Here is a 17001-nt window from a genome sequence, read left to right on the forward strand (position 1 = left end):
GCGGGGCGCCGGAAAGGGCGCCATTCTAGCCCGTCCTCCCCCGGCCGCTGGCCCCGTTGGGATTGTGGAAAGGGGTCGAGAGGGGCAGCCGATGGTGTTTCCGCCGGAACGCGAGGCGGTGTACGTGCAGCGAATGTTCGGCTGGCAAGGCACGCGCCTTCGGCGGCTGGTGCTCTTCGCGCCGTTGTTCTTCCTGTTCTTCATCTGCATCCAGGCGCTGCTGCTGCCCCCGCCCCTGAGCGAATGGGTGCAGGCGCCCCTCACTTGGGTCGGGTTCGTGCTGCTGGGCGCCATCGGCCTGTGGATGCGGACCGTCCGCAGCGCCGACCTGTTCGCCTGGGCCGGCGTCGCGCTGCAGACCTTGTTCCTCGTGTTCTGCGCCCTGAGCACGCGGGCGGGCCATGGCGGCCTCGCGTTGCTGTTGCCGATGTTCGTGGCCACGCCGCTGGTGACCGCGCCGTTCTGGGCGCGGGCGCGCACGGTGTTCGTCGCGATCGTCCTCGCCTACCTCGCCGGCGCCCTCGCCCTCTGGCACAGCGCGGCCGGCAGCACGGTGTGGCTCGCTTACGGCGTCCAGGCGGTGGTCGGCGGGGTCATCGCGATGGCGATGCACGCGACGGTGGACAACGCGCGCCGCGGGTATTTCCTCGCCGAAGAGGAACTCGAGCAGCGCGCGCGACTGGATGCGCTCACCTCGGTCCTGAATCGCCGCCACTTCATCGAGTCGGGCGAAGCGATGCTGATGCACATGCGCCCCGGCCAGGTGTTGAGCGCGTGCTTCGTCGACCTCGACCACTTCAAGCGCGTCAACGATGAAGGCGGCCATCGCATCGGCGATCAACTGCTCGCGGCGGTGGCGCATTGCCTCCTGGAACTGCAGGGCGAAGGCCGATTGATCGGCCGCGTGGGCGGGGAAGAATTCGCACTGCTGCTGCCGGGCATGCACGCACAGGAAGCCGAGCACTTCATCGCCACGGTGTGCAAGAGCATTGGCGCGCTGGCGGTCGATGGATTCTCATGCACCGCGAGCGTCGGCGTCGCGGAATGGCATCCCGGCGAAAGCCTGTCCGATCTGTTGCATCGCGCGGACCTGGCATTGCTTGCGGCGAAGCGCGGTGGGCGCAATCGAATCGTGCAGTGGACCGCGGGCGTGGCCGCTTAGTCGGACGAGGTCGACGCCGGCTTCGATGCAGCGGGCTTCGATTCGGCGGGTTTGGACTCCGCCGGCTTTGATGACCCTTCGGTCAAATTCTTCTTCTTGTCGCCGTCCTTCTTGAAGTCCGTCTCGTACCAGCCGCTGCCCGACAGGCGGAACGACGGCGCCGTGATCTGGCGCTTCACCGATTCCTTGCCGCAAACGGGGCACGTGGTCGGGTCGGCGTCCGACATCTTCTGCAAGCGGTCGAAGGTGTGGCCGCAGGCGGTGCATTCGAAACCGTAGATGGGCATGTCGGCTCTGTTCGGTCGGATCGTTGGGTGTCAGGCGGCGTCGTACAACGCGAGCAGGTCGGCTTCCGCGCGCTCGAGGTCGCCGCGCAGGCGGGATTGCTGCTTGCCGAGCTCGTTCGCGCGTCCGTCGGCGTAAACCTTCGGATCGGCCAATTGCGCGTCCAGCTGCGCGATCTTCGCTTCGAGCTCGGCCACGCGCGCTTCGGCTTTCTGCAAGGCGTGCGTGTTGATCTTCTTCGCGGCGGGCTTCGGCGGCGGCGGCGCGGCGGCTTCGACCTTCGGCTTGGCGGTCTTGTCGGCCTTCGACGATTCGCTGCCCGGGCGCGAACGCAGCCACGCGGCGTACTGGTCGAGATCCCCGTCGAAGTCCTCGACCTTGTGGTCGGCAACGCGCACGAAGCGGTCGCACACCAGGCCGATCAGGTGGCGGTCGTGCGAGACGAGCACGATCGCACCGTCGAAGTCGCTCAACGCTTCGGCCAGCGCCTCGCGCATGTCGAGGTCGAGGTGGTTGGTCGGTTCGTCGAGCAGCAGCACGTTCGGCTGCTTGAACGCGATCATCGCCAGCGCCAGGCGCGCCTTTTCGCCGCCGGAGAAACCGTCGATCGACTCGAACGCGCGATCGCCCGCGAAATTCCACTTGCCGAGGAAATCGCGGAACACCTGCGTCGGCAGATCGCCGCCCACCTTGCGCAGATGGTCGATGGGCGACTGGCCCGCCATCAGCGATTCCACCGTGTGCTGCGCGAAGTAGCCGATGCGCATGTCCGGATGCGCGATGCGCTCGCCCGCGAGCAGCGGCAACTCGCCGACGAGCGTCTTCACGAGCGTCGATTTACCGGCGCCGTTCGGGCCGAGCAGGCCGACGCGATCGCCGGCTTCCAGACCGAAGTTGACGTCGCCCAGGATCTTCACGTCGCCGTAGCCCGCATCGACATCGCGCAAGCGCACGAGCGAGTTCGGCAAACGCGCCGGTTCCGGGAAGGTGATATGCAGCGACCGCTCGGCGCGCACCGCTTCGGTGCCGGCGAGCTTGGCCAGGCGCTTCATGCGCGACTGCGCCTGCTTGGCCTTGCTGGCCTTCGCCTTGAAGCGGTCGATGAACGACTGCAGGTGCGCGCGCTCGGCCTGTTCCTTCTCGAAGGCGATCTGCTGCTGGCGCAACTGCTCGGCGCGCTGGCGTTCGAACGCCGTGTAGTCGCCGGTGTAGAGCTTCGCGCGTTGTTCGTGCAGGTGCAGCGTGTGCGTGCAGATGTTGTCGAGGAATTCGCGGTCGTGCGAGATCACCAGCAACGTGCCGGGATAGCGCAGCAGCCATTGTTCGAGCCACAGCACCGCGTCGAGATCCAGGTGGTTGGTCGGTTCGTCGAGCAGCAGCAGGTCGCTCGGCGTCATCAACGCGCGCGCGACGTTCAGGCGCACGCGCCAGCCGCCCGAGAATTCCGACACCGCCTTCGCGTGCGTTTCCGGCGGGAAACCCAGGCCGTGCAGCAAACGGCCCGCGCGCGCGGTGGCGTCGTAACCGTTGAGTTCTTCCAGCCGGTGGTGCGCGAGCGCGACGGCTTCCCAATCTTCGTTGGCGAACGCGTTGGCTTCCATCTGGATCGCGTCATGCACGGCGGCATCGCCGGAGAGCACGAAGTCGATGGCCGAATCGGGCAGCGAGGGCGTTTCCTGCGCGACCGAGGCGATGCGCGCCTTGCCGGGCATGTCGATGTCGCCCTTGTCCGGCTCCACCTCGCCCATCATCGTCGCGAACAGGGAGGACTTGCCGGTGCCGTTGCGCCCGACGACGCCCACGCGGTAGCCCGCGTGCATCGCGAGGTCGACGTCGGACAACAGGACGCGCTCGCCCCGGCGGAGCGAGAAATTACGGAAGGAGATCATAGCCGCGGGATTTTAGCGTACCGGGGCGGGCTCAGCTTTTCGCGAAGACCAATTTCCCGCCCTCGGCCTCCACCTTCACGGTATCGCCCGAAGCGAACTCGCCGCCCAGGATCTTCGTCGCCAGCGGATTCTCCAGCTGCTGCTGGATCGCCCGCTTCAGCGGCCGCGCGCCGTACACGGGGTCGAACCCCACGTTTCCGAGCAACTGCAGCGCCGAATCCCCGATCTCGATGCGGATCCCGCGCTCGGCCAGGCGCTTGCCCAGATATTGCGTCTGGATGCGGGCGATTTCGCGGATCTGCGCCTTGTCGAGCGGGTGGAAGACGACGATCTCGTCGAGCCGGTTGATGAATTCGGGCCGGAAGTGCGCCTGCACGACGCCCATCACGGCGGCCTTCATCTGCGTGTAGGCCTCCGGCGTCTCGCCCGCCAGCTCCTGGATCATCTGCGAGCCGAGGTTGGAGGTCATCACGATCACGGTGTTGCGGAAATCGACCGTGCGCCCCTGCCCGTCCGTCAAACGCCCGTCGTCGAGCACCTGCAGGAGGATGTTGAACACGTCCGGATGCGCCTTCTCCACTTCATCGAGCAGGATCACGCTGTACGGACGGCGGCGGACCGCTTCGGTGAGATACCCGCCTTCCTCATAACCGACGTACCCCGGGGGCGCGCCGATGAGGCGCGCGACGGAATGCTTCTCCATGAACTCGCTCATGTCGATGCGCACCATCGCGTCGGGCGAATCGAACAGGAACTCGGCGAGCGCCTTCGTCAATTCGGTCTTGCCCACGCCCGTCGGGCCGAGGAACAGGAACGAACCGTTCGGGCGATTCGGATCGGACAAACCCGCGCGCGAACGGCGGATCGCATCGGACACCGCGCGCACCGCTTCGGCCTGCCCGACGACGCGCCCTTGCAGCGCCGATTCCATCTGCAGCAACTTCTCGCGCTCGCCTTCGAGCATCTTGTTGACCGGGATGCCGGTCCAGCGCGAGACGACTTCGGCGATCTCCTCGGCCGTCACCTTGTCCTGCAGCAGCGTGAAGCCCTTCGATTCGACTTCCTGCGCGGCCTGCAGTTGTTTTTCCAACTCGGGCAAGCGGCCGTACTGGATCTCGCTCATCTTCGCGAAATCCTGCTTGCGCTGCGCGCCTTCGAGTTCGAGCCGGGCCTGTTCGATCTGCTCCTTGATCTTCGTGGCGCCCTGCAACGTGGCCTTCTCGGCCTTCCACACCTCTTCCAGGTCGCTGTATTCGCGCGAGAGGCGTTCGATCTCCGCTTCGAGATCCTGCAGGCGCTGTTTCGATTCGGCGTCCTTTTCCTTCTTCAATGCTTCGCGCTGGATCTTGAGCTGGATCAGGCGGCGTTCCTTGCGGTCGAGTTCCTCCGGCTTGGAATCGATCTCCATGCGCAGGCGCGAGGCAGCCTCGTCCATCAGGTCGATGGCCTTGTCGGGCAACTGGCGGTCGCTGATGTAGCGATGCGACAGCGTCGCCGCCGCGACGATCGCCGGGTCGGTGATGTCGACGCCGTGGTGCAGCTCGTACTTTTCCTTCAGCCCGCGCAGGATCGCGACGGTGTCCTCGACGCTCGGTTCGCCGACGAACACCTTCTGGAAACGGCGTTCGAGCGCGGCGTCCTTTTCCACGTACTTGCGATATTCGTCGAGCGTGGTCGCGCCGATGCAATGCAGCTCGCCGCGCGCGAGCGCCGGCTTGAGCATGTTGCCGGCGTCCATCGCGCCTTCGGCCTTGCCGGCGCCGACCATCGTGTGCAACTCGTCGATGAACAGGATGATCTGGCCTTCGTTCTTCGCCAGGTCGTTGAGCACGGCTTTCAGGCGCTCCTCGAATTCACCGCGGAACTTCGCACCGGCGATCAGCGCGCCCATGTCGAGCGACAGCACGCGGCGGCCGCGCAACCCTTCGGGCACTTCGTTGTTGATGATGCGCTGCGCGAGGCCTTCGACGATCGCGGTCTTGCCCACGCCCGGTTCGCCGATCAGCACGGGGTTGTTCTTCGTGCGGCGCTGCAGGACCTGGATGGTGCGGCGGATTTCCTCGTCGCGGCCGACCACCGGATCGAGCTTGCCGTTCTCCGCGCGCTCGGTGAGGTCGATGGTGTACTTCGCCAGCGCCTGGCGCTGGTCTTCCGCGTTTTCGCTTTGCACTTTTTCGCCTCCGCGGATCGCGTCGATGGCGGTCTCGAGTTTCTGTTTCGTTGCGCCGCTGGCCTTGAGCGCGCGGCCTGCTTCGCCGTTGTCGTCGGCCAGCGCGAGCAGGAACAATTCGCTCGCGATGAACGTATCGCCGCGCTGTTGTGCGAGCTTGTCGGTGACGTTGAGCAGGCGCGCCAGGTCGTTCGACACGCTGATGTTCCCGGCCTGGCCGGACACCTTGGGCAGTTTGTCGAGCGCCTCGCCGACGCGTTCGCGCAACAGCGGCACGTTGGCGCCGGCCTGCGTCAGTACCGAGCGCGCGGTGCCGCCTTTCTGTTCGATCAGCGCGGCGAGCAGGTGGACCGGTTCGATCACGCTCTGGTCGCGGCCGACGGCCAGCGACTGCGCGTCGGACAGCGCTTCCTGGAAACGGGACGTGAGTTTGTCCATTCGCATGGGATGGGACCTCGTGGATGCCTTGGGGCCGGCCCGGGACCGGCACTAGCGTGGAGATGCGGCCGTGGAGGCCGGATGCAAGCGCGGGGGCGGGTATCCTGTCGGCCATTTTTCAGGCTCGGCGGCTCGGGACGGCATGACGCGTTGGTTGTGGGGGGCACTCAACGCGCTGCAGGCGCTGTTCACCGTGGCGGTCACGGTCCTCGGGTTCCCGGTGGCCTTCCTGCTGGGGCTGGCCTTCGGGCCGCGGCTCCCCCTGCGCATGGCCGCCTGGTACTGGGCGCCGCTGCTGTTCGCCGGCGCGGGCGTGAAGCTCGTCGTCGAAGGCGCCGATTGCATCGACTGGACGCGGCCGATGGTGCTGGTCGCCAACCATCAATCGATGATCGACATCCCCTGCCTGTTCCGCGCGGTGCCGGTGCCGTTGCGCTTCGTGCTCAAGCAGGAGGTCCAGTCGATTCCGATCATCGGCCGGTACGCGCGGATGATGGGCATGGTGTTCATCGACCGCGGCAATGCGCGCGATGCCAAGCGCAAGCTCGGCGCGGCGGCGGAAAAGTTGCGCGGCGATGCGGTGTTCGCGGCCTTCCCCGAAGGCACGCGCAGCAAGGACGGCGTCGTCGGTCCGTTCAAGGCTGGCGCGGTGCAAGTCGCGATGGAGGCCGGCGTATCGGTGGTGCCGGTCGCCATCGACGGCGCGGGCCGCGTGTTGCCGCCGGCCGGGTTCCTCGTGCGGCCGGGCACCATCGTCGTGCGCTTCGGCACGCCGATCGACACGACGGGATTGGCGCCGAACGAACGCAACGCACTCGCGCAACGCGCGCGCGACCAGATCGTCGCGATGCTCGGTTTGCAGTGACGCGATGACCTTCCGCGTCCTCGTCCTCGGCGGGTACGGGCAATTCGGGCGGCGCATCGTCCAAGCACTCTCGCGCGATGCGGACATGACGGTGATCGTCGCCGGGCGCGATGGCGTGCAGGCGAAGGCGCTATGCGACGCCTTGCGCATCGGTGCGCGCGCGACGCTGGAGGCCGAGGCGATCGACATCACGGGCGATTTCGATGCGGCGTTGCATCGCGTTCGGCCGAATCTCGTGATTCACACCGCCGGGCCGTTCCAGGCGCAGGGCTACGACGTCGCGCGTGCGGTGCTGGCATTCGGCGCGCATTACATCGACCTTGCGGACGGACGTGCGTTCGTCGAAGGGTTCGGCGTGCTCGACACGCTGGCGAAATCGCACGGACGTCGCGCGATCACCGGCGCGAGCAGCGTGCCGGGCATCAGCGGGGCGGTGATCGAGGCGCATGTCGATCGGTTCGCGTCGCTCGACTCGATCGAGACGGGCATCAGCCCGGGCAATCGCACCGAACGCGGGCTGGCGACGACGCGCGCGATCCTCGGCTACGTCGGGCGTCCGTTCACGGCGAAGATCGGCGGTGCGTTCCGCCGCGTGCATGGGTGGCAGTCGCTGCGGCGCGAAGTGTTCGACGGTGTCGGCGCACGCTGGTTCGCACGCTGCGAAGTGCCGGACGTCGGCGTGTTGCCGCAGCGTTATCCGCAATTGCGAACGTGCGATTTCCGCGCCGGTCTCGAACTGCGCCGCATGCATTTCGGCTTGTGGTGCGCGAGTTGGTTCGTGCGCGCGGGGCTGTATCCACGGCTCCCGGCGCGTGCGCCGCTGCTGCTGGCGATGAGCGAACGCTGGCTGTCGCAGGGCAGCGATGTCGGATTTATGCATGTCGACATGGCGGGCGTCGGCCGCGATGGCGCGCCGTTGCAGTTGCGCTGGACGATCATCGCGCGCGATGGCGCCGGCCCGCGCATTCCCGCGACGCCGGCGGTCGTGCTCGCGCGCAAACTGGCGCGCGGCACGCTGACCGGCAGCGGTGCGAGCGCATGCCTCGACCTGTTCACGCTGCGCGAGTGCCTCGACGCGCTGGACGATCCCGCGATCACGACCTCGCTGGACACGCTGCGTTAGTCGAGGAAGCGATGCGCCTCGTGCGGCGCGGGGATGCGGCACGCCGCGTGGCGGCCGAACAGCCGATACCGATTGCGCGCGACGAACCGATACAGCCGATCGCGCAACGGCGCAGGCACCGCCCCCATCGCGTGTGCTACACGCCATGCACCACCGAGGCCGGTGACGACGCGGCGGATCGCATCGGTGTCGCGATGCGCGCCGTCCGCGTCGATCAGGAGGAACGACGACGGGTCGTCCGGGTCGAGCCCGTGCGATGCGAGCAATGCGCGGCCATTCGCACCTTGGATCGCCGCGAAGCGGTACCGCGCCTGCGTGTCGTGGCGCAGGAGGAAGTCGACCCAGCCGTTGCACAGCACGCAAGTGCCGTCGAACACGATGGTCGCGGTGGCGTCAGGTGCGTTCAAGCCAACCTTCGTAACGAATGATGCGGCCGACCCACGGCAGCGCGGCCTCGACGAGGAATTCGAAGCGATCGCCGGTCTGGCGCTCGCGGCACCGCACGCGCGCGAACCATGTCGGCGGCAAGGGGATCAGGCCGAGCAGGCGCACGCCGCTGGTCGCCCAGAGCAACTCGCCGTCGTGCTCGCCGAGCGAGAAATAGAACTCGACGAGGCCGAGTTTTTCGATGAGGCGATCGTTCCATGCGCGATAGCGCGAGGCCATGCGCGCACCGCCGAAATCGCGGCGCCAGGTTTCGCCGTCGCCGTCGGGCGCCAGCGTCACTTGCGTGGCGACGTTCGACGCCGACGGCGGCAACTGCGTCGTCAGCGCGAAGAAGGGCACGAGCCAATGCGTGCCGCGCGTGATGGTCGCCTCGCCCTTCCACACCATCGTGCGGTCGACGTCGTGCAGCGCGCGGACCTGGGGCGCGAGCGTGTCGAAAGTGTCGCCGAGGACGCGGCGGAAGACAGGCGTCATCGAATCCACGCGATCGTCGCCATGCGGCCGGTGCGCTGATCGCGGCGATGCGAGAAGAAGCGTGCATCGGCGATGGTGTCGAAATCGCCGCCGTGCACGTCGGTGATGCCCGCCAGCGCCAGACGCTGGCGCGCGAGCGCGTACAGGTCGACGCGCCAATGGCCCTCGCGCGTGGGCGCGAATGCGGCTTCGGCGGCGGCATCACGGGAAACGAAGGCATCGCGCACTTCGGCGCCGATTTCGTACGACCGCGGGCCGGCGGCGGGGCCGAGCCAGGCGACGATCCGGTCGCGCGGCGTCCGCATCGCGTCGAGCGTGGCTTCGAGGACGCCGCTCGCCAGGCCGCGCCAGCCGGCGTGCGCCGCGCCGAGTTCGTCGCCGTCGCGGGCGGCGAAGACGACGGGGAGGCAGTCGGCGGTGAGGATGGCGAGGACGGTGCCGGGCGTGCGCGTGACGCAGGAGTCGGCTTCGGGTTCATCCAGGCCGGGTTCGATCGCGACCTGCGTGCCGTGGACTTGCTTCAGCCAGCGGGGGGCGGAGGGCAATGCGAAGTGTTCGACCAGGGTGGCGCGGTTGCGTTCGACGGCGTCCGGGTCGTCGCCGCTGCGCAGGCCGAGGTTGAAGGTATCGAAGGGGGATTGCGAATGACCGAGGCCGTGGCGGAGGGTCGTGAAGGCTGCGACGCAGGACGGCAGGTCCGCACGCACGCTCACCTGCCCGCCTCCGTCGCGGCGCGCTGGTCGTCGCGCAGCGCATCCATCAGCGTGCGCATGTCGGTCGGGACCGGGGCGGTGCAACGGATCGGTTCGCCGGTCGCGGGGTGCGCGAACTCCAGCGTTTCGGCATGCAGCGCCTGCCGCTTGAAGCCGCGCAGTGCTTCGACCAGTTCCGGCGTCGCGCCGCGCGGGAGCTTCAGCGGGCCGCCGTACAGCGGGTCGCCGACGATCGGATGCTTGAGGTGCGCCATGTGCACGCGGATCTGGTGCGTGCGGCCGGTTTCCAGGCGGCATTCCAGCGCGGTGTGCGCGCGGAAGCGTTCGCGCAGGCGGTAGTGCGTGATGGCCTCGCGGCCGTCTTCGCGCACGGCCATGCGGATGCGGTCGCGGGGGTGGCGGTCGATGGGGGCGTTCGCGGTGCCGCCGGAGACCAGCGCACCGACGACGACGGCCAGGTACTGGCGATGCACGCCGCGCGCGGAGAGTTGGTCGACCAGCGCGGTGTGCGCTTCGAGCGTGCGCGCGACGACCATGACGCCCGAGGTGTCCTTGTCGAGGCGATGCACGATGCCCGCGCGCGGCAGGTTGGCCAGCGAGGCATCGCGATGGAGCAGCGCGTTCACCAGCGTGCCGGCCGGGTTGCCGGCGCCGGGGTGGACCACCAGCCCGGCGGGCTTGTCGATGACGAACACGGCCGCGTCCTCGTAGAGCACGTCGAGCGCAATGTCCTCGGCCACGGCGTGGGTCTGCACTTCCAGGACCACGGTGAGGCTGACGGTCTCGCCGCCACGGACGGGGTCGCGCGGACGCGCCGGGCGGCCGTCGAGCAGGGCGTCCTCCGACTTGATCCACTCCGAAAGCCGCGACCGGGAGAATTCGGGGAACAATTCGGCCAATACGGCGTCGAAGCGACGGCCAGCGGCCTGTTCCGGCACGACGGCGGTGCGTGCGCCGTCGCCGGCGGGTGGATCGTTGGGTGTCATCGGCACTCCGGTTCAGCCGCCGGATGCTTGGTCCGGTCCGGCGGTATTCCATGGACTGGTATTATCGGCCCTTCGTGCCTTCCCGGCGCCCCCTTCCGAAGCTGCGTCCCGCCCATGACCCCACGCTCCATGCGCCGCCCCCTGATCCTGCTGCTGCTCGTCGCCCTGGTGCTCTCCATGTCGGGCTGCGGTTCCATCAGCAAGCTCTGGAAGAAGAAGGACCCCAACGAAGGCCAGCCGGTCGAAGCGCTGTACGACAAGGCGCACGAGTACATGCTGGAAGAACGCTGGTCCAGCGCGACGGAAACCTGGCAGCGCCTCATCGCCCAGTACCCGTACGGCCCGTACACCGAGCAGGCGCTGATGGAAATGGCGTACGCCGAGTTCAAGGCCGGCAAGCACGACGACGCGGTGTCGACCATCGACCGCTTCATCCGCACGTACCCGACCCACCGCAACATCGCCTACTTCTACTACCTGCGCGGCCTGTCCAACGCCTCGCGCAATGCGATCTTCCTGGCGCGCGTGTTCTCGCTGCAGACCAGCAACCGCGACCTCAGCACGCCGATGCAGGCGTACAACGATTTCTCGATCGTGGTCGAGCGTTACCCGAACAGCCGCTACGCAGCCGACGCGTCCCGCCGCATGATCGAGCTGCGCAACCTGTTCGCCAAGCACGAGCTCGACACGGCCGTGTACTACCTGCGCCGCGGCGCGGACGTCGCCGCGGTCACGCGCGCGAAGTACCTGCTGGAAACTTACCCGCAGAGCGCCGCGCAGAACGACGCCGTCGCCACGCTCATCGTCGCCTACGAGCACCTGGGCAACGACACGCTGGCCGCCGACGCCAAGCGCGTGCTGCAGACCAACGAGCCCAACCACCCGTACTTCTCGGGCGATTGGCCGGATTACCCGTCCACGTTCCGCCGGCTCAACCCGTTCTCGGGCGAGAAGTCGGGTGCGGAGCACGACGACTGACCAGACAACGGCGCCTTCGGGCGCCGTTCTCGTTTCAGGAATACCCGTTCGTGATCGGGTAACGCCGCTCGCGGCCGAACGCGCGCCGCGAGACCTTCGGCCCCGGCGCGGCCTGGTGGCGCTTCCACTCGCTGATGCGCACCAGGCGCAGCACGCGCGCGACGGTCGCGTCGTCGAACCCCGCGGACACGATCTCGTCGAAGGATTGTTCGAGGTCGACGTGCCGCATCAGGATTGCGTCGAGCACGTCGTACGGCGGCAGCGAATCCTGGTCTTTCTGGTTTTCGCGCAGCTCCGCCGACGGCGGGCGTTCGATCACCGCCGGCGGGATCACCATGCCGCCGTTGGGCGCCGAGCCGCCCGACGCATTGCGCCAGCGCGCGAGCGCGAACACTTCGGTCTTGTACAGGTCCTTGATCGGCGCATAGCCGCCGCACATGTCGCCGTAGATCGTCGCGTAGCCCACCGCGTATTCGCTCTTGTTGCCGGTGGTCAGGAGCAGGCCGCCGAGTTTGTTCGCCAACGCCATCAGGATCACGCCGCGGCTGCGCGACTGGAGGTTTTCTTCGGTCACGTCGACGGCCTTGCCGTCGAACAACGGCCCGAGCGCCTCGAGGAAGCCCGTGAAGGGTTTTTCGATCGACACCGCTTCCAGCCGCACGCCCAACGCGGCGCATTGCTCCGCCGCCAGATCGTTCGACAAGTCTGCGGTGTAGCGCGAAGGCAGGCGCACCGCGGTGACGTTCCCTGCACCGAGCGCATCGACGGCCATCGCCAGCACGATCGAAGAATCGATGCCGCCCGACAACCCGAGCCACGTCTTCGTGAACCCGTTCTTGCCGCAGTAATCGCGGATGCCGCGCACGATGGCGCGCCACGCGAGCGCGTCGCGGCTTTCCTCTTCCTCGGCCGGCCACGCCACGCGCGCGAACTTGCGCGAGGCGCCGTCGAAATCCGCGACCAGCCAGTGTTCCTCGAACGCACGCGCCGCCGGATGCACGTGCCCGTCGCCGTCGGCGATCACCGACGCGCCGTCGAACACCACCGCATCCTGCCCGCCCACGACGTTGAGGTACGCGAGCGCGCACCCCGACTCGCGGACGCGGTCGGCGATCAACGCATCGCGCTGCGCATGCTTGTCGCGTTCGAACGGCGAAGCATTTGGCACGAGCACCACCTGCGCGCCCGCGTCCATCGTGCGCGACAACGGCTCGGGGAACCACAGGTCCTCGCAGATCACCACGCCCACGCGCGTCTGTTTGACTTCGAACACGCACGCTTCGCCATCGGGATCGACGTCGAAGTAACGGCGCTCGTCGAACACCGCATAGTTGGGCAACTCGCGCTTGCGATAGGTCTGCGCCACGACGCCATCGCGCAACACGCTCGCGGCGTTGTAGACGACCGCGCCCGCCGCCTGCGGCCAGCCGACGACGGCGACGATGCCGGTCGCGGCTTGCGCGATCGCGTGGATCGCCGTTTCGCAGTCGGCCAGGAACCGCGGCCGCAGCAACAGGTCTTCCGGCGGGTAGCCGCTGACGGCCAGTTCCGGAAACAACACCACGTCGGCGCCGTGCGTGTCGCGCGCCTCCGCGATCATGGCGGCGATGCGGTCGGTGTTGGCGGCGACCGCGCCCACCGGGAAGTCGAACTGCGCGAGCGCGATGCGGAGCGTCATGCGCGCAGTCTAGCGAACCGGCGTCACGCGGCGAACAGGGCCTGCAACTGGTCGGTGGCCACGGGCTTCACCAGGTGCTGGTCGAAGCCTGCGGCGAGCGTGCGCTGGCGGTCCGCGCCCTGCCCGTAGCCGGTGACCGCCACCACGGTGGCATCGCGCGTGACCGGGTCCTCGCGCAGGCGGCGCACCACTTCGTAACCGTTCATGCCCGGCAGGCCGATGTCGAGCAGCACCAGCTCCGGCACGGTCGAATGCGCCATCGCCAGCGCGGCGTCGCCATCGTGCGCGACCTGCACGTGGTGGCCGAAGTCTTCGAGCAAATGCGCGAGCGTCCGCGCCGCGTCGACGTTGTCGTCGACCACGAGCACGCGTTGGGGGCGCATCGCACCGCGCTCGGGAATCGGGGCGCGCAACTGCCCGTCGAACTGCGACTGCGCGAGCGGCAAGGTCACCGCGAACTCCGTGCCCTTGCCCAATCCGTCGCTGCGCGCCTCGACCGAGCCGCCGTGCAGTTCCACGAGGCTGCGCACCACCGTGAGCCCGATGCCGAGGCCGCCCTGCGCGCGGTCGAGCCCGCGCTCGGCCTGGCTGAAGAGCGTGAACACGTGCGCGATGGTGGCCGGCAGCATGCCGATGCCGTCGTCGCGCACGCTCAGTTCCACCACGGACTCCCGCAGGCGCAATTCGACCGTGATGCGCCCGCCCGGATCGGTGTACTTGCACGCGTTGGTCAGCAGGTTCACGAGCACCTGCTCCAGCCGCACGGGATCCCCGTCGACCACCGCCGGACGCCCGGGCACGATGCACACGACATCGTGCCGCTTGTCGTCCATCGCCGACTGCACGCTTTCCATTGCGCGGTCGACGACGCTCCGCAGGTCCACGCGCGCGCGGTCGATCTCGATCAGGCCGCGCGTGATGCGCGAGACATCGAGCAGGTCGTTGACCAGCCGGCCGAGGTTGGCCGTCTGCCGCTGCAATACGTCGAGCAGGTAGCGCGTGCGCTCGTCGGTGCCGCCCTGCGTCTGCAACAACGCGATGGCATTGCGCACGGGCGCGAGCGGATTGCGCAACTCGTGCGCGAGCATGGCGAGGAACTCGTCCTTGCGCTGGTCGGCGACCGTAAGCTGCTGCATCAGAGACTCCACGCGTCGCCGCGCGAGCACCGCTTCGGTGACTTCGTAGGCGAACACCAGGATCGAGTCGACCTCGCCGCTGCCGCTTTCGCGGATCGGCTGGTAGAGGAAGTTGAAGACGCGCTCCTCGATGCGCCCGGTGTTGGTCGCGTCCATGTACACGCTGGTTTCGGTGCCGACGTAGGGCGTACCGGTCCGCAGCACCTGGTCGAGCAGCGTGAAGAACGGTTGGCCTTCGAGCTCGGGCAACGCCTCGCGGACGGGCTTGCCGAGAATCTGCCGGCCGCCGAACAATTTCAGGTAAGGCGGATTGGCCAGTTCGAACACGTGCGCATCGCCGCGCAGCAACGCGATGCATGCCGGCGCCTGTTCGAACAGGCCGCGCAGCTCCGCACGCTGCCGCTCGACTTCCGTGCGGCGTTGCGCGCGCTCGATCTGCAACGACACGCGTGCCAACAATTCCTTCGCGGAGAACGGCTTGACGAGGTAATCGTCGGCGCCGCCTTCCACGCCTTCGGCGCGCGCGTCCTCGCCGGCGCGCGCGGAGAGCATCACGATGGGCAGGTTGCGCGTTTGCGCATCCTCGCGCAGCGCGGCGGTCAGGCCGAAACCGTCGAGGCCCGGCATCATCACGTCGGTCAGCACGAGGTCCGGTGGCGATGCGAGCGCGAGTTCCAATGCATCGTTGCCGTTGCCGACGGTGCGCACCGCGTAGCCATCGCCTTCGAGCAGGCGGCGCACGTAGTCGCGCATGTCTGCGTTGTCGTCGGCGAGCAGGATCGTGCCGCGGGCCCGTTCGTGCGCCGAGGCGGGCGCGGGGGATGGGTCCGTCGCGTCGAGCCAGCGTTCGGCTTCCTGCACGTAGCTCGCGGCGGCGGTGCCCGGCATCGCGTCGGGGATCGCCTCGCCGATACGGCCGGGCGCCAGGTGCGCGGTGCCGCGCGGGATCGTCACGGTGAACCGTGTACCGACGCCGGGCGCGCTGTGCGCTTCGATCCGGCCGCCATGCATCTTCACCAGCTCAAGTACGAGCGCCAGGCCGATGCCCGAACCTTCGTGCGTGCGGGCACGCGCGTCCTGCACACGGTGGAACCGTTCGAACAGGCGCGGCACTTCCTCCTGCGCGATGCCGATGCCCGTGTCCTCGACCACGAGTTCCACATCGTCGGGCAACTCACGCAGCGCAACGCGGATGCCGCCCTGGAACGTGAACTTGAAGGCATTCGACAGCAGGTTGAGAACGATCTTCTCCCACATGTCGCGGTCGACGTGCACCGGCGAGGACAACGCGGGCACGTCCACGTCGAGGCGCAGGCCCGCCTTCTCCGTCGCCGAACGGAACATGCTCGCCAGTTCCGCGGTGAACGGACCGAGCGCGACGGGCACGTAGCGCGCTTCGACGCGGCCGGCTTCGATGCGGGAGAAATCGAGCAATGCATTGACCAGGCGCAGCAGGCGTTGCGCGTTGCGGTGCACGGAAACGAGGTCTTCGCCGATCAGCGCCTGCGCGTCGTTGCGCAGCGATTCCTCCACCGGCGCGAGCAGCAGCGTGAGCGGCGTGCGGAATTCGTGGCTGATGTTGCTGAAGAACGCCGTCTTCGCGCGGTCGAGTTCCGCGAGCGCCTCGGCGCGGCGGCGTTCGTCTTCGTAGGCCTGCGCATTCGAGATGCTGGCGCCCACCTGCCCCGCGACCAGGTGCAGGAACGCCAAGTAGTCCACATCGAGCAAACGATATGGGTTCAGCGCCGCGACGAACCACGCGTTGCGCGCGGCGTTGCCCGAATGCGGCACGGGCAGCACGACGGCTTGCCGCGGCGGCACGTCCCACGCGGCCACCGGCAATTCGCCGGGCAACGCCGTGCAATCGACGATCTGCGGCGCGTGCGTGCGCATCGCCTCGCCCAGCGGCCACGTCGCGCCCTCCAGCGCGCACATGACGGGCGCGGCGGCGTGGCCTTCGGCGATGCCGGACGCAGCACACAGGCGCGCGTGGTCATCGCCGACGTCCGATTCGTACAGCAGCGCGAACGGCAGGTCCCGCGGGTCCGTCGCGAACGCTTGCGCACTCAGTTCGCAGGCTTCGTCGACGGTGCGTGCGTCGCCCGTGCGCGCCGCGAGATCGCGTTGCAATGCGGTCTGGCGTTCCCCGACGATGCGGCGCGTGTCCTCGGTGTTGGCGCAGAAGATGCCGTTCGGTCGTCCGTCGTCGTCGGGCACCGGGCTGTAGGAGAACGTGTAGTACGTCTCTTCGGGATAGCCGTTGCGCTCCATGATGAGCAGGAGCGCTTCGTCGTAGGTGCCCTCGTTGGCTTCGATCGCGCCGACCGCGCGCGGTTGGATCTGTTCCCAGATTTCGCGCCACACCTGCGCGGCCGGCTGGCCCATCGCCTGCGGATGCTTGCCGCCGAGGATCGCGCGGTACGCGTCGTTGTACAGGTTCACCAACGACTCGCCCCACCACACGAACATCGGCTGGCGCGAGGTGAGCAGCACGCGGACGCACGTGCGCAGGCTTTGTGGCCAATCTTCGACGGGGCCGAGCGGCGTGCGCGACCAATCGATGCTGCGCATCAACGCGCCGGTTTCTCCGCCGCCTGCGAACAGCTCGTCCTGTGCCTTCGGCGCCATCGTTACTTCCCCCGGATCGCGCGGGATGC

At 68.1% G+C, this 17001-nt stretch carries 13 protein-coding genes; 4 read left to right on the forward strand and 9 right to left on the reverse strand.

Features of this window, described 5'->3' with window-relative positions; translation table 11 throughout:
- The first annotated feature begins 91 nt into the window (after window positions 1-91).
- Window positions 92-1162: a GGDEF domain-containing protein gene (locus LF41_RS16175; RefSeq protein ID WP_052116336.1), complete on the forward strand. Its 1071-nt coding sequence runs from the start codon at window positions 92-94 to the stop codon at window positions 1160-1162.
- Here LF41_RS16175 and LF41_RS10505 read toward each other — a convergent pair.
- Genes LF41_RS10505 through clpB form a run of 3 tightly spaced genes read right to left on the reverse strand, consistent with a single transcriptional unit; the run spans window position 1159 to window position 5950 of the window.
- Entirely contained in the window at window positions 1159-1449 is a 291-nt protein-coding gene (locus LF41_RS10505; protein ID WP_036169337.1) for an FmdB family zinc ribbon protein, read from the reverse strand. The two genes, LF41_RS16175 and LF41_RS10505, sit on opposite strands and share 4 nt — an antisense overlap.
- Window positions 1450-1479: 30 nt before the next feature.
- Complete coding sequence (locus LF41_RS10510; protein ID WP_036169340.1) at window positions 1480-3336, reverse strand: ABC-F family ATP-binding cassette domain-containing protein; 1857 nt, start codon at window positions 3334-3336, stop codon at window positions 1480-1482.
- A 31-nt stretch (window positions 3337-3367) separates the two neighbouring features.
- Complete coding sequence (gene clpB / locus LF41_RS10515; RefSeq protein WP_036169343.1) at window positions 3368-5950, reverse strand: ATP-dependent chaperone ClpB; 2583 nt, start codon at window positions 5948-5950, stop codon at window positions 3368-3370.
- Between the two features lie 136 nt (window positions 5951-6086).
- Between clpB and LF41_RS10520 the strand changes: the two genes are divergently transcribed.
- Window positions 6087-6809, forward strand: coding sequence for a lysophospholipid acyltransferase family protein (locus tag LF41_RS10520; protein ID WP_036169345.1), 723 nt, complete (start codon window positions 6087-6089; stop codon window positions 6807-6809).
- A gap of 4 nt (window positions 6810-6813) precedes the next feature.
- Entirely contained in the window at window positions 6814-7932 is a 1119-nt protein-coding gene (locus LF41_RS10525) for a saccharopine dehydrogenase family protein (RefSeq protein ID WP_036169348.1), read from the forward strand.
- Here the strand turns inward: LF41_RS10525 and LF41_RS10530 are convergent.
- From LF41_RS10530 to rluD, 4 genes are read right to left on the reverse strand one after another with little or no spacing between them, the layout of a single operon-like run.
- Window positions 7929-8339: a thiol-disulfide oxidoreductase DCC family protein gene (locus LF41_RS10530; protein ID WP_036169350.1), complete on the reverse strand. Its 411-nt coding sequence runs from the start codon at window positions 8337-8339 to the stop codon at window positions 7929-7931. The two genes, LF41_RS10525 and LF41_RS10530, sit on opposite strands and share 4 nt — an antisense overlap.
- Window positions 8326-8853 (reverse strand): DUF4166 domain-containing protein, encoded by a 528-nt coding sequence (locus tag LF41_RS10535; protein ID WP_036169352.1) that lies wholly within the window; start codon window positions 8851-8853, stop codon window positions 8326-8328. The genes LF41_RS10530 and LF41_RS10535 overlap by 14 nt, the downstream gene beginning before the upstream one ends.
- Window positions 8850-9566: a peptidoglycan editing factor PgeF gene (pgeF, locus tag LF41_RS10540; RefSeq protein WP_036169355.1), complete on the reverse strand. Its 717-nt coding sequence runs from the start codon at window positions 9564-9566 to the stop codon at window positions 8850-8852. The genes LF41_RS10535 and pgeF overlap by 4 nt, the downstream gene beginning before the upstream one ends.
- Entirely contained in the window at window positions 9563-10552 is a 990-nt protein-coding gene (rluD, locus tag LF41_RS10545; RefSeq protein ID WP_036169357.1) for a 23S rRNA pseudouridine(1911/1915/1917) synthase RluD, read from the reverse strand. Before rluD ends, pgeF begins: the two co-directional genes overlap by 4 nt.
- Window positions 10553-10681: 129 nt before the next feature.
- On the opposite strand from rluD, the gene LF41_RS10550 reads away from it, so the two are divergent.
- On the forward strand, window positions 10682-11530 hold the full coding sequence (locus LF41_RS10550) for an outer membrane protein assembly factor BamD (RefSeq protein ID WP_425599474.1): 849 nt from the start codon (window positions 10682-10684) through the stop codon (window positions 11528-11530).
- A 34-nt stretch (window positions 11531-11564) separates the two neighbouring features.
- Here the strand turns inward: LF41_RS10550 and LF41_RS10555 are convergent, their stop codons facing one another.
- Both LF41_RS10555 and LF41_RS10560 read right to left on the reverse strand, forming a co-directional pair.
- Window positions 11565-13208, reverse strand: a complete 1644-nt coding sequence (locus LF41_RS10555) for an NAD+ synthase (RefSeq protein WP_036169359.1) — start codon at window positions 13206-13208, stop codon at window positions 11565-11567.
- A 23-nt stretch (window positions 13209-13231) separates the two neighbouring features.
- Window positions 13232-16972: an ATP-binding protein gene (locus tag LF41_RS10560; protein WP_036169360.1), complete on the reverse strand. Its 3741-nt coding sequence runs from the start codon at window positions 16970-16972 to the stop codon at window positions 13232-13234.
- Between the last annotated feature and the right edge of the window lie 29 nt (window positions 16973-17001).

The sequence above is a fragment of the Lysobacter dokdonensis DS-58 genome, assembly GCF_000770795.1.
GTDB lineage: Bacteria > Pseudomonadota > Gammaproteobacteria > Xanthomonadales > Xanthomonadaceae > Noviluteimonas > Noviluteimonas dokdonensis.

What these genes read in the sequence shown, in the direction of transcription:
- LF41_RS16175 (WP_052116336.1), top strand. Translation starts at nt 92, where the DNA reads ATGGTGTTTCCGCCGGAACGCGAGGCGGTGTACGTGCAGCGAATGTTC.
- LF41_RS10505 (WP_036169337.1), bottom strand. Translation starts at nt 1,449, where the DNA reads ATGCCCATCTACGGTTTCGAATGCACCGCCTGCGGCCACACCTTCGAC.
- LF41_RS10510 (WP_036169340.1), bottom strand. Translation starts at nt 3,336, where the DNA reads ATGATCTCCTTCCGTAATTTCTCGCTCCGCCGGGGCGAGCGCGTCCTG.
- clpB (WP_036169343.1), bottom strand. Translation starts at nt 5,950, where the DNA reads ATGCGAATGGACAAACTCACGTCCCGTTTCCAGGAAGCGCTGTCCGAC.
- LF41_RS10520 (WP_036169345.1), top strand. Translation starts at nt 6,087, where the DNA reads ATGACGCGTTGGTTGTGGGGGGCACTCAACGCGCTGCAGGCGCTGTTC.
- LF41_RS10525 (WP_036169348.1), top strand. Translation starts at nt 6,814, where the DNA reads ATGACCTTCCGCGTCCTCGTCCTCGGCGGGTACGGGCAATTCGGGCGG.
- LF41_RS10535 (WP_036169352.1), bottom strand. Translation starts at nt 8,853, where the DNA reads ATGACGCCTGTCTTCCGCCGCGTCCTCGGCGACACTTTCGACACGCTC.
- rluD (WP_036169357.1), bottom strand. Translation starts at nt 10,552, where the DNA reads ATGACACCCAACGATCCACCCGCCGGCGACGGCGCACGCACCGCCGTC.
- LF41_RS10550 (WP_425599474.1), top strand. Translation starts at nt 10,682, where the DNA reads ATGCGCCGCCCCCTGATCCTGCTGCTGCTCGTCGCCCTGGTGCTCTCC.
- LF41_RS10555 (WP_036169359.1), bottom strand. Translation starts at nt 13,208, where the DNA reads ATGACGCTCCGCATCGCGCTCGCGCAGTTCGACTTCCCGGTGGGCGCG.
- LF41_RS10560 (WP_036169360.1), bottom strand. Translation starts at nt 16,972, where the DNA reads ATGGCGCCGAAGGCACAGGACGAGCTGTTCGCAGGCGGCGGAGAAACC.